A 15790-nucleotide genomic window follows, 5' to 3' on the forward strand; every position below is an offset into this window, starting at 1 on the left:
GCAGCATCCTGAGGTTTGTTTCGCACTAATTGTCACCTATGGACTGGTCTGATAAATGACTATGCGATCTCACTATATTGGGCGGACACGAACCTGTTTCAATGTTTACGAAACCGATGGACGGGCGATCGTCCTCGTCAGTCGGGTTCTTGCTGGCAGAGCATTTGATTACAGCAGAGTGGCTGGGTCGGTGAAGGATTAAGGGTGATAAGGTTTAGTTACTTCCCGACTGCAACGTCAGTTGGCGGCGCTGAAAGAATAGCGCAGCGTTTATCCAGCAGCGACTCAACGGAAGCCCGATTGCCCTTATCCCAGCCGCGCCGGGTAGTTAGCAGGATAAACCCTTTCTCTCCCGAAAACGTCGCCGGAATGAGCGCCACACCAGACTCTGCCAGCTGCGGCGGCGACAGCCGGAAATGGCGTGCTACGGAGGAGACAGGATAGATCCCCATCGCCGTCGGCTGCATAACGCGACGGACGTAGTAGGTGTGGTTCAGCAATCGGTCGGGCAAGGGTCGCCAGTCATTATTAATAAAGGGGCGCTCGGCCTGAAGCTGGCGATAGACATCTTCCCGCAGGCAGGTCAGATGAATATGCAGTTGATTCTGGCTGCGGCCATAAGCGGAATTCAGCGCCATGCCGAGGCGATCCTCAGGCACTTTAGCGCCATAGGCCGCCATCAGACGATAACGCATTAACCAGGCGTAGCCGAAATAATCGGGACGTCCGGGGCGCGACAGCGCAATGCTCTCAATGCCGGACATCGCCACCGTAGGCACCAGAATAAAGTGCAGCCTGTGGCGAGGATTCTGGATGATGCTGTAGCCCTGCGTGTTGTCCTGCGGCAGATAGATTTGCTGGCAGGGAGCCGGATCGCGACGATAGTGATAGTTATTCATGCAGAGGTCATGCGTGACCGTCCACAGCGCGTCAGAGCGAGCGCATCCCGCCAGCAGCAGCACGATGACCAGCGACAGAGAACGGCATCGCCACAACAATTTCCCGTTCAGGCTACTCAATTATTCAGAACCCTGGTCAGCTCAACCTCATGGGTTGTGGGATTAAAGTACAGATAGAACTGATCCCCATCCAACTGATCAGGCCTTGCCCATATTTCCTTCTCGCCCAGACTGCGATTTTGCTTCATGTATCCCAGCTTTTCGAGATAAGCCTGCAGCGATGCAGTATCTGTAGCCCCCTTAAATATGATGCTATTTGAAGGTGAGTAACCGTCGCCAAGGTGCGCTTCAAAATAGTAGTTGTCCGTTATACGCGGCGCGTTTTCAATGTCCTTGTCTGTCAGTGTGTGATAGCTGAAGAAGTCATTTTCTTTATAGACAGTCGTTTCATCAGAGCCCGATGCAACAAGCCAGACAAACAAGCCAATGAGAATGAGGACGGTGGCAGCCACAAGTGCGGACCACTTAAACAGGTTTTTCATTGCCTCGCCCCCATGAATAAGAGTGATGTCCCATCATTGGTAACTACCTTAACTACCGCAGATGTGAAGTCGTTAAGCCTGGCCTGATGACATGCGTGCGTTTATGAGAATCAAAGGGCCGTTATGCCCCTATTCTTTTGGATAAGAAAAATCAGCAGTGACTAAATGCGACGCTGATTTATCAGATTGAACATCATAGGCGAAATAGTAACGATCTCCAGTTGTGAACTTAAATCCAAACACAGGAAGGCACTCACCTTTTGGAATATAAACAGGTTTGTCATCAAAAACCTTGTGAAGGGAGTTGCTTTTATCGCTGTTGATTTGAATGGCAGTAATCCTTTCTTGTGGCTCCAGTGGCGACACCACACAAACTTGCTTGTCTTTGATAAATGCCGTTGTAGATTCGCGCTCCACCATTCGGTCGCCAGGCCCAGGGCATCCCGTTAAGAGAAATACGACACCCAGCATCATCATGTTTTTCATGATTAACGCCCCTTCCCTGTTACGATTTTCTGAGAAAGCGTGGGGACATCCTGCAACATATCATTGCCCCTGTACATCCCCATGCCCCTGGCCTCTGATAGAAAAACCACTTATCAATCCCATAAACCAGTAGTAACCAATAGTGAGCTAAAATAGAGGCTTGCTGTTCAGGAGAGTAATCAGATTACTGGCATACTTACACGACCTGATGTGCCTCCTGCTGATTAACACTCGCTTGTCATCACCTATATGGCCAGTGAAAGCGCAGACGTTAAGCCGGCTGCAGGGTTGACCTGAACGTTTGCCATCAGGCCCTATGTCCGAAACCCACAGGGGTTAGCGCAGCAGAACTGACGACCCGGTAACGCCGGGGAGCCGAAGGGGAGCATAAGCATCAGGATTTAAAAACCGTCAGCAGTCAGATACTGACTCGGTGTCTGTTTAATTACGCCTGCCAGCATGATTTTTGTTATGAAAAATGCTGCTGTCGGTTCACTCCAGTCAGCAATAACTTAAAATCGCGAATCATTATTCGAATGTTCCTGCTGTCCCCGCAGATTTTTGTGAATCCCGATAATTCATCTGTAGTCTTGTAAGCTGGTCTTTCCATCCGTTTTGTAAAGCAAAAATATCCAGGATATTGCTGGCAGATGTGATTTGCACTGTCCTTTAACTGGTTTAAAATACGATTAGCAACAGCTAACGAAGCGGATTATACTGGTTTATCCACTCATCCCGGAGGTAGAAACTGACGTGAAGGATACATACTACAATGATACAAGAATCAATTTGTTAATCCAGAATGAACTGAATGCATTCTTTGAGGATTACAAGGGTATTATCTATGCCTACGCCATTATGAACAAGAAAGACCCTTCACAGATGCGTATTATTAATAACAACCCTGAGTGGTTCGATATATACCTTGAAAGAAAGTATCAGTTTATTGATCCTGTCATCATTCAGAGTTTACGTTGTGTTGAAGATTTTTTTTGGGAAAACAACGTCATTCTGTCAGGCGGCTACAATCTCACGCGAATTTTCAATGAAAGTTTTCAATATAATATTTTCCAGGGGCAGACATTCCCTCTGCATGACTACCTGAACAACCTGGCTTTGCTATCCATTATCAGTCAGAAAGATTCTGGTATTGACATGGAAAAAAATCGTTCGAAAATAGTTAGTTTTCTTATTAAATTGCATCAGAAAACGCTTAACTTATACAGTCAACACCATCAGAAAAAGAACGTTTTTTTGTCACCGCGTGAGCGCCAAATACTTAAGTGGGTCGGCGCCGGGAAAACATACGCCGAAGTTGCGGTCATTTTATCTATTGCGGAACGCACCGTAAAATTTCATATGGGCAACGTCATGAAAAAGCTCGGAGTGAATAACGCCACACATGCGGTAAAACTAGGGACGGAGCTCCGGCTGCTGGACAACTGAGTCAACATTACTGGTTAAAGATGGCGTAAATGCCGGGACATCTCACGAAGCCAGCCACTGGCTTTGTCCCTGGTGATAATATCTTCCACGATGCTCATGCTGGCAGGCATGAAAATGTAGTAGATAACTTCCCCTTTTTCAGAAAGGCCTTTCTGAATAACTTCTATTTTCCAGTTCGCATGGCGAAATATTGCATACATGCCGCGACTTGCCACAGCGTACATCCCCCGATAGTTTCTCTTCATGCAATAAAAAATCATTGCAAGGAATAATACTTTACTGGCGGGCAAGCCATGCAGGCCTGCAGAATCACGTCTTTCTTTATCTAAAAACAGCCGGCTAATCTCACAACAGGGGATATCTGTGGGGAGACCACTTATACCCTCGAAATATTCATGAAAAATTTCGCTCATCATCGTCGGCTGCGTCGAATCTATAAACCGTGCACCACATAGCAACTTCCCGTTATGCATGCCCAGCAGGTAAGTCGTATTTTCGTTGTCAAATTGATCCTTTTCCATGCCGTCAATGCATTCGACTTTCCAGTCGAGCCTCTCACGAAATGTTTTTCTTCTGAGCCGGTAGAGTTCGGTTGATAATTCTGGCGGAAATTCATCGTAATCACGCAAAAAAAACTCAATAGCAGAATTCATTCATTCATTCCTGATAATCACACATGGGAACCATTACCCCTGTCTTTTAAGACAGCTTTTATTACACCTGCGCAGACCCTATACTTAAAAAAGTACCTGACCACCGGGCACTCACCATGCTTAGCGGTCAGGAGGTCAAAGACCAAGTCAACACCAGGGAAAACCCACCCGCGATTATCTGATATTTCAGGTACCGGGTACAGAGTGCAATAAGCGCTCAGACGATAATTATATTAAAATACGAAAAACATCAATTAACTATAGTTTAATTATTGCCCTTTATAATTTTAAGGGGCAAGCTTTCCTGTTGAATTGACTAAAGCAACTATTATCTAATCTGTGATACAGGTTAACCGGGGGTTTCCCCGCCTGACACTAATCAGTTGCTGAAGACATCGCCGCCAAACTGTTCAGCCGTTATACGAAACCCCTCACTATTATCGTTACAGATACCGCCAGCAGCGAGTAACCGGCCGACGTTTTTGATGTTAAGCGTTCCGTAGGTTACTGGGTGGCTGCCTCCCGCCTCCCACGCTGAGCTGCCTTAATGAGGTTGGCGCAGGTATTCCGTCAGAGCGTCGGTGATCGCGCTTACTCACTGCAGGATTAAACGCACCGATAATGTTTTCGCTCCACCGAATCTGAAGGCATTTTCATTGCCGCAAATTAACTTACCTTTGTCGTCAATGTAAAACAGCCCTGCGGACAGAACAGACGCACCATTCAGGCATACCACATCACCACACTCTATCATGGCTTTTAATTGTTCCTTTGACCGCTCTCCGTGTCTGGAAAGCGTTCCGGATTATTCCTCGACAGGCAAATAAGACGGTTTTCTGGCAGGCTCAATCCCGTATAAACATCCCTGTGTTGTCTCTTTCATTCCCAGGGGGATAATCGGACTGCAGGAAAGTGAATTAAACAATCAGGCAACGAAAACCCGATGTCCCGGTGGAGGTACACCAGAAAACAGTGAGCAGGTTACAATGCAACTCAATCAATTGCGCATGCAAGTATTTTGGGCAAGAAAACCTAAGATATAGCCGTACATATCATAATAATTTAATGCGCAATGTGAGCGAATTTACATGATTCAATCTATAAGTAATTTTTTAACTTCTGCCAGAATTAATTCACATCTTATGAAATCATTGCTTAGTGTTAAGTTGCTTCTCAATGACTCTGACTATAATCTTATAACCGATGAGCGTTACCATTGTACATATCACTAACAGCGCAATCCCCACAAAACCCTCAATATCGCGTTGATTAAATAGCCCTGCTAATTTTATCCAAAACCGCTGTTGTCCCTCTGTCGATGGATCTGACGGCCTTGTCAGAAGGAACGTCATTACGAACAAGGATACTGCGATAAGGATTCTAAACCCCGCTGGGACACGTTTTGCTTCCATTTAAAACCACCTCAATTGTGCCAAAAGACATTAGTCCATTACGTAATTTCACTTGTGAAGTAGAGAGTAATGCTTGCCGAATAGCGATGAAATCAGTTCTGTGTTGCAAAGTGATACAACCTAAAGATACACCAAGAGGCCCGCGAGGATGTAGTCTGAAATTCCCGCGCTCTACATTATTAACCCACATATGGTCATCTATCCTTCCATCATCACGATACAAAGCAAACCATTCATACTTGATAACTGGCGTTGAAGTAGGCCATGAGTAGAAATCATGCAAGTCAGTTCGGATTATACCTTTCCAGCCACCGGTTGGGCGCTTAACGATGTGATATAAACCATCAGGTATTGGCCCGTTGTCTGGAACTGCAATGCAACCTGCACGATTGCGATATTCCCTGTTACCAGAGTACGCCATAAACGTCCCTATCCCATACATGAGTAAAGGTGAGTAATCTGCATCATTGACAGTGAAAATTCCTTTTAATGCCATGCCTGGCTCCTTCTACTTTGATCATTTTATAGATGAGTGTGATTTATCATAATGCCTCATCATAAAATGAAAATGATCTGCGTCTAATATTCAACACAATCATGAGTTAGTGATACATCTAATGCTTCCTGTATTTCTATTTCGCCAACGTGCTGAAAAATATGATAGAGTTTAATAACTCAGTACTGAATGTAGATGACACTCTTTATAATTCTACCGCCAGATTTCCTGCACCAGGTTTAGAAAGTAGCTTTGTGAATAGTATGCTTACGGAGAGTATCGGGGCAAAAAAATCGGCTCTGGCCTCACGAAGAATGCTGATTTGGAAAGCCATTTTTATACGCACGCCTTCAAATTGCCGATGAAGACAGCACTAACATTGCAATATGTTAATTAATGGTGAGCAGGTCAAAACCAGTCAAATTGATGGCATTCTGTTCGCCACCTAATATTTAATATCATCGTAAGCTGGCGATGACCGCTGAAGATGGTCAGGTATTGAATATTCGCTTCGATCAGGGAATGGGATACTGTGCATTAACTTTGTATCACAGCGGTATAGCTTTAAGTTCAGCGATAACGTTTCTTTGCGGTCAGGTAATAAGACGCTGGTCTGCAAGGAGGAAAATGTGGTCAACAGCGAAGAAAGTTAGGCAACTGATGTATTTGTGGAAGTGATTGCGTTCTGACATTTAACCGCTCCCGATGCGATGTCGGGAGCGGTTTTACACTCAGACGACTTTCTGTTTACCGGCAATGACCTGAATAAACTCCTGCACCTGCTTTTGTTTCCGCGCCGACAACTTGCACACCTGGCGCAGAGACTGCATCAGTTCGCTCTCCTGCCGGGCGGTGAGCACAATACAACCTTCCATTACCTTTACATCTACTGCTGTGCCAGTGGCAAAACCGGCAGCTTCCAGCCATTGTCCTTTCATGGTGATGGCAGGTATCCGGCTGTAATCCGGATAGCGGCTTGCATAGCTAACGGTTAATTGCCGGTTATCTGCAGGAGAGACTTCTGGTTCAGTCGGTTGTGCAATAGAATGGGCGTCAGTCATGATTACTATTCCTTCTAAATAGTGATTGTGATTAGCGGCGCGGGTGTGTTGGCGCACATCCGCACCGCGCTAAATACCTGTATATATCATCAGGAAAGAGAAGAAAAGTCCAGCTAAAAACAGTGTGAAATAAGTAATTTATAAAATCATTTTAATATAAACCGTAAGTTTTATCTGGCAGGAAATAATAAGAAGCGCACCAGGAAAAATAGCTCAAGAACATTAGCCCTGGATATCATAAAATTACCAACAGCTATTCTTCCTGACTCAATAAATAGAGAATCATCAGAGAGAGTTTAACTTTCCTCCTCATTGTATTCTCCCCAGGTTACTGCACTAATCCTTACAATCTCATATTGTTTCTCATGAGATGGTGTTTCAATACATTTAAGGATTTTCCCGGCCTCAATTTTTTCAGTGTATGGCTTAAAGCCGATTTCTCCCAATTATCGAGGTTAAAATTGTTCTTTCTGCGCCGTGATTTAGTCAGGTTTCCATTTAATGCTGCAGCCAGTACAACTCACTCAAACCAATACCTTCAACCCATGCTTCTGCACCACGGTAAGCAGTTTCAGCGATAATCCACTCGGGCGCTTTACGCCACTTTCCCATTTCTGCACCGTTGATACACTGGTATTCAGATAGCTGGCAAAAACGGGCTGGCTGACGTTCAGCTTCTCACGCAACGCCTTAATCTCGATGGGTTGCAGCTCATCCACATTGTTGAGGCACGCTTTATCAAAGTTGCGCATCGTTTCCTGCGGGATAGCATCGACGCTTAATAATCCAGAAGCCGCGCTGTGGATGGCCTCAAATGCAGGGCTCTTAAATTTACTTTTTGCAGTCATGGCAAATCTCCACCAGTTCTTTACTCTTAATCAGTGCCGTGATCTTTTCATCGCTAAGAGCAGCATAGTGCTTTGCTAACTCGCGAAATCCGGCCAGCTCGCGATTATCAATATTTGCCATATCCTGTTTGGCATAAAGGAACGTGTAAAACCAGTGCTCCCCACCTTTCGCCAGGATAATGGCGCGATCGCGATTCTGGTTCAGGCGCTTCTTATAAACACCACCACCAAGATCGTCAGCCTTCCCCTGCACTACTGCCTCTATAGTCCGACATAACTCACTATCTTTAATGGCGTGAGATTTCGCTGCCTTGCTGAACCATTTAGTTTTGAATACGCGCATCAGGCTGACATCCTGTTACCTTAACTATAGCACCTGGTGCCACATTACTCCTTTTGCATACTGATGCAAAGGGCCGGAAGCAGGCGGAATTTTACCATGTATATGAACGCCTGGAATACCGAAAGCGGGGATGATCGTCAGACACTCCTTCGTGAAATCATCCACGCAGGTCAGGCATTTAATCCGGCGGCCGCTGGCCAGTACATCCATGACAAAATCCATCGACCATGTCAGGTTCGGCGCATCCGGGCGAAGAAACGGGAGCCGCTCAGTCGCCAGACTCTTACGGCGTCGCCTGCGCTTTACACCAAAGCCGTTAAGGTGACAGATGCGGTATACGCGCTTGTGGTTGACGTGAAGGCCCTCCCGGCGCAATAACTGCCACATGCGCCGTTAACCAAAGCGGCGGTGTTCAGGTGCCATCTTTGTGATGCGTAGAGATATCTGCGCGTCAGCAGCCGGTCGCTGAGCTGAATAACGGCAGGTTGAAAGAGACAGACCTGCCAGCCTACAGGCACGACGTTGCGACAGACCGGCGACCTCACACATGACTTCCACGGCTTCCCGCTTCTGGTCTGTCGTCAGAACTTTCGACTCAGAGCCACCTGAAGCGCCTCCTTATCCAGCATGGCTTCGGCGAGCAGTTTCCTGAGTCGGGCGTTCTCCTCTTCAGGTAACTTGAGCTGCTTTACTTCGGGGATTTCCATGCCGCCGAACTTCTTGCGCCAGGTATAGAAGGTAGCCTCTGACATAGCATGCTTGCGGCAGAGTTCCCGGGCCAAAACCCCGGCTTCGGCCTCGCGGAGAATACTGATGATCTTGTTCGTCGGAAAAACGCGTCTTCATGAGGATGTCCTCATGTGACTGATGAAGACATTACTAACATCGCGGTGTATTAATCAACGGGAAGCAGGTCACAGTGGAATTGCTAAATCGACAGTAAACCCCACTGTCATTTTCATTAGACAACCCAATAATTTGAGTCAACTACATAGCGTAATAGTAAGTATCAGTAGAAAAAACCTTAAGCATTAGCTAAACTATTTTTTCTACTTTTTTTTGAAAAAAAATTAAAAAAAATCATCTTTTTTTAAAATAAAAACCTATTAGTTAATTAGCAAAATTTTTATAAAAAAACATCTTTCAAAACTGAAAATGAGTTTTTTTTGAGGGAAGATGTAGCCGTGGTAAGATCTACAGTAAATCGTATCGAAATTATTCGCTGATCACTCGGTTTTTCAGGTTTTGGAACATCATTCATCATAAACACAATCGCATTACGCTCTGCATGAGATACATCAAACCGCTTGTCTAATTTTTCTGAAAAATCATTACCCAAAGCTTTAGCCAAATTGTTCCAGAGCTTTTGTTTTAGCACAGGCGAATTAGTCAATTTCATTTCTATTTGATTGCCAAGATCAATCAATCCAAGCCCGCCTGATAAAGGTTGTAACATTAACGACACTATATACCCTATGCCTTGTATGGGATTCATCAACTGCTCAAGCGTAAAGGTGTGAATTCGCGTCGATTGCATAGATGCTTTCACTTCTAGACAACCCTGCTCCCATGAAAAGTCAAAACGATCAAACGGATTTTCATGCCATCGTGTCATTGCACTCACTACGTTACTGCTATTAGCGATCACATAGAGTTCACCCCATAAACCCAAAACGTCTTTACCACTTGGCTGAGAAAGAGACCTGAAAAGATCTACGAGCTTTTGGATACATGTATTTAATTCCCGCGTACCTGAATTAATGGGAAGTTCCTCAATCGCAGCGCTAAAACAACGCACAAAGATCTCATGCAAATCCGTTACAGCAGCATCGCATGAAACGAGCGCGAATTGATCGTATAGTTCTTTCTCTTCAGTATGCACTTTGCACGTAGCATGAAACATCGCTGTCAAATACCTAAATTTTACACCCGGGCTATAGTGCACTTTACTAGCATCGTGCAAGAGAAAAATAGGAGTGCCATCAAAGCCTTTTGCCAGAAAGTCCTTACGATATGTGGATAAAGGAATCGCTGTAAAATTATTTTCTGAAGTTGCACAAGGCAAATTTGAGAATTTATCGAAGATATTCATGCTATTTACGTGCCTCGACCAGTAAATCTTTCTTCAATTTTCTTGGCACGTGTAATGCAAACCAAGTAACATCTTTAATATCAGCACTTTCGGAATCACGCAGAGTCGTACCTAAGTTAAATCGTCGTAACTGGATAGAAACGCACTCAGATGAACAAAAAGTTCTATCATTAACAGTATCTGCACTTTGGCTAAAATATTGGTTAATAGGCGCGAAGCAGTGTTTGGCATCGAAACCACGTCCCGAGGTTCGTGTTCGATAACCTGCAACTAAGTTGTTCATGAGAAATACATTAGCATTAAGATTCGGTTCTTGTCGAAGAAGCGCAGCTATAGCGAGCAGCATCGCACTATGCTCTTCGGCATCAAAGGGATCTTTTACTTTAACATTAAGTAGAAAATCTTCGAGGACAGTTTTGAGTGGTATAGGTTCAAACACAAAGTGTGGTGATAAATCTCTAACGCCTTTGAATTGAGAGAACTTTGACGCATTGACAGGAATACCATATTCCCCAGTCCATTTTTCAACTACCGATAATAGCAGTTCTTGATTGGATAATAGAGCAATGTTGTCCCTTTGCATAACATCAGGAACCATCCAACCATTAGCTGGAATCCGACGCGTATCAATCCCTACGACATTAGCTCTAGTAGCCTTGAGCATTGAGGTAAGCACAAAATCTCGGCGCCAATCTGTTAGAGGTTTGCCGCGCGAACTCTCTAAAGCTTCGCGAACGAATTCTTCATGCTCTACATACTCCGTAAAAGCCTGTCTCACATTCTTTTGAATGAACACACGACACAGACCTAAATATGCTTTCTTATAGCCAAAGAACCGTGCTCTTTGCTGGAGTGTATCTGCTGCCGGAGATGTTCCTAAAGGCCGAGGCATATAAGTTACACAAAGACCTTCAATTGTATAGCCTCGATCTAGCTTGGCACCGCCTACTAGAATCCAATATGGCGTTGCTTTCCAGTCTATATTCTTTTCAGCATCCTTAGTGCCATTAACTACGACGTGATTTAGTTCGCTGAAGACTTCATCAACCATCGCGCCAACTAAATCTTTCAATGCTTTTATTTCTGGAAATGTTGTTTTGAGAGAATTATATTCTTCCTGAAAAAGCTGAGCCACAGTATCGAATTTTGTTTTATATTGCTTTTCTACATATAATTTTAGCGTTTTTAAAGAATTCTCAAGCCAACCCATATAATGATTATGAGATGAGGTCGCCATCGCAGGGTGGATCATCATTGATCGATTTCTGTCTTTCTTTCGCTCGCGCGTTAACGCATGATGGGCACATGCTAATAAAAAATAACGTAACGCACTCACTAAACTCTTAGGTGATGCTGTCAGTATATTAGTGGGGCTAGGTACTTCAACAGATGGAATGTCCCTGATAAGACTATGGTTATCTACGAAAAATGATTTCCCTCCGGTATAAGCCTCACCTGGCGTCACCAATTCTGCAAATGATGCATTAAGCAGGTCAGTCTGTGCAAGCAGAAGATTAGCCTGAGGAGTAGCCGTGTACTGCAGATATGAATGATGCGGGAAGACATCCCGAAGCTTACAAATTTTTTCGTAAGTCGTGCTTTTTTCTGAGGACGCAGCACTTCCACTACGGATCTTTGCTGACTTCGTATTTAAACTCGCTTGGTCACTTTCGTCATCAATTATTAAGGCTGGGACGTCTGAAACAGATAACCTTTTGGCTAGAGTCGCCAAATTTTCAAGATGTCCTCCGTGCTTGAGCACAGTAAACAAAATGGCTTTTTTTGTAGGCTTTTTTTTCCAAGCGGTGATCTTAGCATCGATCTGTGTTTTTTGGTTTTGTGTAGGGTTAGAATAATGATACCAATTTTCACCATCGTCTATACCGAGATCTTTTTTCAAACGCTTTTCAGATTGATCACGAAGATTGTTCTTTGTCCCTGCCAAAACAATTATGATTCCATACCCATTGTCCCGAGCTAGAGAAATCACTGTCTCAAAGGACATCGTTTTACCGCTTTGTACATAACCGACCACTAACCCCGTCTCTCGACCTGCTGGGTCTGTCGGAGGCAAACAGCGACCGAGAATTCGTTGTGCTTCTTGAAGTACAGAATTCTCTCCGTCTACTAAATCCTCATAGCGAGGACCATTAGGATCATTGGACTTGCTCTGAAGAAACTCTTCTGTGATGTCTTTTTTTTCAGGAACCCAGCGTAAAGCAGGTTGAAGAGTCTTTAGGATTTCTATTGAAGTTGACATGTTTTATCTCACCAGAGAGGCTTTCATTAGTGCTCCTCTCATCAAATAGTTAAAATGATAGAGAAAACTTTCGGGCGATTGCCCGGTAACATCTTGTGTCAAGATTAATCCAATGCATATTGCTGTTGAAATGCGCAATAATAATTCAACGTTTTCATTATTTACGCCCAAAAATTCAATTGAAAAAGGGTGAGCTAAAGAAAGATCAATAGTCAAACGTCTAATATCGTCGTTCAAGTCCGTAGACGGCTGTGTGACTCCAACAGATACCCAATCGTCAGTTGCAGGATCTAAGGACGTTCTTAGAGTGATTATCCATTGATGATTGCCATCGTCAATTTCGACAGTGCGCTCAGATGCTTGAAGTTCTCCTGCAATAAGTTCTGAGGGTAATTCTTTAGCATCTATAGGGAACTGATTGGCCTCGACTAATAGTGGAGCAACATCTTTTTCGATGTAGCTTGCAACAGCAGTAGTCGCTACTACAGCTCGCGTCTCAATACTCTTTCTCGAAGGTAGTGCTCGGTAATTCTCGGCTTGCGCAAGTAGATTTAGTGGGAGCTGTTCTATTTGATCTTTCAATAGCTCAAGAAAAATGTCTTCATATTCTTCCCAGCGAAATCCGTCTTTAGTATGGCTAACTTCAAAGCCTTCAATATGCAGCTCACCAAATAATCGCTGATAACGATAACTGTTAGTTTGTTTGAATATATAACTTGGCCGATAAGTCTCGTCAAAGCTACCTTCTATTAACCTATCTCGGCGAAATAAAGCAAAACCGGCTAATGGCGTTGAACCAATTTCTCGAAGAGCAACAAATCCCCTGACGCGCTGCTTTCCACCAAAATCCAGTTCGATGTCTTTACGCCATGTGACAGGCAATACATTATCCCCCTGTGCCTGGACTCCTGGAGATGTATAAGCAACAGCAGTTAGTATATCTGGAATTTTATAAGCAAGCGGAACGTCGTTTAAATTAAGAGAAAGTCTTCCGTCTCTAAGGAATATACGATATATACTTGCTAAATGATCTCGAATCTTACCGACAGTTCGGCCTTGTGGTATGTGATGTAAACCTCGAAGAGTCACCACTGTATAATGTGAAGAAGGATCAACTTCACGAGTTTCAGTATTTAGACTTTCGATCTTATTTTCGACGATGTTTCTCACATCGAAAAACACCGTGCGCTCAATTGATTCGCCAATTGCTTTTGTACGAACACTCCATTTCTCAGCAAACCAGCATGCAGCACTCTTCATACCCATACCGAATTCAGAAAGACCGCTACGATCTTCTGGAACCTGAGCAGCTCTAAAAGCTCTAGGAAAATCAGCCTCAGATATTCCAGCAGCATTATCACTGATAACAATTAGCCCAGGGCTGGAGGTATCAATTCTGACATCCACCCTTAGTTGAAATTTATCACCATGCAATACTTTCAACTGCTCGTGGTTTGCTATTAAGCTTTGTAGTGCGTTGTCGACAAACTCAGCTATAGCAAACCATGGTTTGTAATTTAGGTGCCGTAGCACCGAGAGCATAGTAACTTCTGGGCGGATCTCAATTGATGATAATTTATTCGGCTTCCGGCTATCCGTCATGCATCGACCTTTTCATGGCTAATTTTGATATCTCCATCTGCCGGAAGTTGTCCTATAAAATCTTCAAGTAGAGCGCGAGCAACACGCTCTACTACAGTCGAATTGACAGCATTACCGAGCGCATGGAAAGCCTTCGTAGGAGTAGATGGTAGTGCCTTCAATTCGTCTAAACTTTGCAAACGGGCACATTCTTCCGGCGTCATGTACCGCTGTTGCCATGCGATGATAGGCACTTGAGTGTCAGTCATGGCAATTAGGCTCGGGGCAGTGTTACGGCGTTTCACTCGCACACCTGATGCACGGAATTGCAGAACATATTCCCACAGATTGCGCTTCCCACCTTTAACATTCCATTCTAGTTTTTGAAGACTAGAAGGGAATTTTAAGATACTTTTTATCCAAGGATCAATCCATTCTTTATTATCAGCATAGAATTGCCGGTTCTGCCTAATAAAATCTATCTTCCATTTGGGAAATTTTCGCTGTGGTGTGCGAGCATGACTAGGCAATGCCGACCAGCGTTCTTCTATCGTGCGTAGATAGCCGATCTTGCGTCCGTGACTGCCAGAAAAACCCTTAAGGCCATTAATACCATAATCCTCCTTTAAGGCGTAAGGTGTATTCTTTTCATATGGGTATGTCGCACCCCATTCCATGGACCATAACGGATAAGAAGGCAATTCAACATCTGCAGGGCAACGATTCAAAAAATCCGCCCAAACATTAAGGCACTCAAGCACCTGTGCAGATAGGGGTTTAGCATTAGCGGGATAATCATCAAGGATGTTGTCTATTGATGTCTCGGCCGGGCTTCTTTGAGGCCAAGAAAAATTTTCAAGAGGCTTTCGTGACCCAATAATATAAACACGCTCTCTAATCTGCGGTATACCAAAATGATGCGGCGAAAAGCGTTCTGCGGCAATATGATATCCTAATCCCTCTGGCCCCACGCCTAAGATATCTTGGATAGCTTTCCAGGTGCGACCTTCATCATGCTTTAACAAATTTGGAACATTCTCAAGGATGAAAAAACTTGGTTTTTTCTTCTCGAGTATAGCTGCTACATTGAAAAATAAGTCACCTTGTTTAGTACATTCAAATCCAAGCTGCTCGCCGGCTTTAGAGAATGGCTGGCAGGGAAACCCCGCAGTTAGCACATCGTGTGCAGGCACATCATTGGGAGATACAAGGGTGATATCTCCCTCGGGGCGTAGATTGAAGTTAATTTGGTACAGTTCTTGCAGATGTTTTTGCCACTCTGCTGCAAAGACGCACCGCCCGCCTAGCCTATTCAACGCAATGTGAAATCCGCCCAAGCCAGCAAACAAGTCGATAAACGTGAACGATGGTGTCTTCATATTTTTTAGCCAATATCTAGTTGATGGAAGCAGCCATCGGATGGTGTTGTTACAACCAAAATCATACTACGATGCAGCATTTCTATTAAGTAAGCTCTCTCAACAAACACCGTGTCCTCGTACGACTAAAGCCGCTGTGATCTCATCGCTTAAGTTACATTCATTAGCGTTTTAAAAGAGATACTTAGAGTTCTCAAATCCACCTCTACCACTTGACGGCAAAACCCTACCCGCGCACACTGTACATAAGCACAGTAGTAAGCTCAAGTAAAGTTATTCATGTTCATTTTTT

13 protein-coding genes and 2 pseudogenes are annotated in these 15790 nt (G+C 44.2%); 1 reads left to right on the plus strand and 14 read right to left on the minus strand.

From position 1 onward, the window contains the following. Positions 1 to 218: 218 nt before the first annotated feature. The 3 genes from HFD87_RS15175 to HFD87_RS15185 form a co-directional block, all read right to left on the minus strand. Positions 219 to 1019: a CDP-diacylglycerol diphosphatase gene (locus HFD87_RS15175; protein ID WP_167423609.1), complete on the minus strand. Its 801-nt coding sequence runs from the start codon at positions 1017 to 1019 to the stop codon at positions 219 to 221. Further along, positions 1016 to 1441: a hypothetical protein gene (locus tag HFD87_RS15180; protein WP_167423610.1), complete on the minus strand. Its 426-nt coding sequence runs from the start codon at positions 1439 to 1441 to the stop codon at positions 1016 to 1018. Before HFD87_RS15180 ends, HFD87_RS15175 begins: the two co-directional genes overlap by 4 nt. 129 nt (positions 1442 to 1570) lie before the next feature. Further along, positions 1571 to 1927, minus strand: a complete 357-nt coding sequence (locus tag HFD87_RS15185) for a putative T6SS immunity periplasmic lipoprotein (RefSeq protein ID WP_062759409.1) — start codon at positions 1925 to 1927, stop codon at positions 1571 to 1573. 753 nt (positions 1928 to 2680) lie between these two features. Between HFD87_RS15185 and HFD87_RS15195 the strand changes: the two genes are divergently transcribed. Beyond that, a complete protein-coding gene (locus HFD87_RS15195; protein ID WP_022625337.1) occupies positions 2681 to 3373 on the plus strand; it encodes a LuxR family transcriptional regulator in 693 nt (230 codons plus the stop codon). A gap of 14 nt (positions 3374 to 3387) precedes the next feature. Here the strand turns inward: HFD87_RS15195 and HFD87_RS15200 are convergent, their stop codons facing one another. From HFD87_RS15200 to HFD87_RS15245, 11 genes and pseudogenes are all read right to left on the minus strand, one after another. Beyond that, on the minus strand, positions 3388 to 4026 hold the full coding sequence (locus tag HFD87_RS15200) for an acyl-homoserine-lactone synthase (RefSeq protein ID WP_031593697.1): 639 nt from the start codon (positions 4024 to 4026) through the stop codon (positions 3388 to 3390). Between the two features lie 394 nt (positions 4027 to 4420). Then, a pseudogene (locus HFD87_RS23015) lies at positions 4421 to 4528 on the minus strand (hypothetical protein); the annotation flags it as partial. 878 nt (positions 4529 to 5406) lie between these two features. After that, a complete protein-coding gene (locus HFD87_RS15205) occupies positions 5407 to 5934 on the minus strand; it encodes a DUF2778 domain-containing protein (protein WP_073970690.1) in 528 nt (175 codons plus the stop codon). Positions 5935 to 6665: 731 nt separating this feature from the next. Beyond that, positions 6666 to 6995, minus strand: coding sequence for an endoribonuclease SymE (gene symE, locus HFD87_RS15210; protein ID WP_033770916.1), 330 nt, complete (start codon positions 6993 to 6995; stop codon positions 6666 to 6668). A gap of 524 nt (positions 6996 to 7519) precedes the next feature. Then, entirely contained in the window at positions 7520 to 7843 is a 324-nt protein-coding gene (locus HFD87_RS15215; protein ID WP_167423611.1) for a DNA-binding transcriptional regulator, read from the minus strand. Further along, entirely contained in the window at positions 7827 to 8186 is a 360-nt protein-coding gene (locus HFD87_RS15220) for a type II toxin-antitoxin system RelE/ParE family toxin (protein WP_167423612.1), read from the minus strand. The genes HFD87_RS15215 and HFD87_RS15220 overlap by 17 nt, the downstream gene beginning before the upstream one ends. Positions 8187 to 8285: 99 nt before the next feature. Further along, a pseudogene (locus HFD87_RS15225) lies at positions 8286 to 9032 on the minus strand (transposase); the annotation flags it as partial. Between the two features lie 280 nt (positions 9033 to 9312). Further along, complete coding sequence (locus HFD87_RS15230; protein ID WP_167423613.1) at positions 9313 to 10278, minus strand: PD-(D/E)XK motif protein; 966 nt, start codon at positions 10276 to 10278, stop codon at positions 9313 to 9315. Between the two features lies 1 nt (position 10279). Beyond that, positions 10280 to 12538 (minus strand): Z1 domain-containing protein, encoded by a 2259-nt coding sequence (locus HFD87_RS15235; protein WP_167423614.1) that lies wholly within the window; start codon positions 12536 to 12538, stop codon positions 10280 to 10282. A 3-nt stretch (positions 12539 to 12541) separates the two neighbouring features. After that, complete coding sequence (locus HFD87_RS15240) at positions 12542 to 14140, minus strand: ATP-binding protein (protein WP_207712411.1); 1599 nt, start codon at positions 14138 to 14140, stop codon at positions 12542 to 12544. Next, the gene (locus HFD87_RS15245) at positions 14137 to 15498 is read right to left on the minus strand and encodes a DNA cytosine methyltransferase (protein WP_167423615.1); all 1362 of its coding nucleotides are present in this window, start codon (positions 15496 to 15498) and stop codon (positions 14137 to 14139) included. The genes HFD87_RS15240 and HFD87_RS15245 overlap by 4 nt, the downstream gene beginning before the upstream one ends. Positions 15499 to 15790 lie beyond the last annotated feature (292 nt).

Source organism: Pantoea sp. EKM21T, assembly GCF_011800405.1.
Lineage (GTDB): Bacteria > Pseudomonadota > Gammaproteobacteria > Enterobacterales > Enterobacteriaceae > Pantoea > Pantoea agglomerans.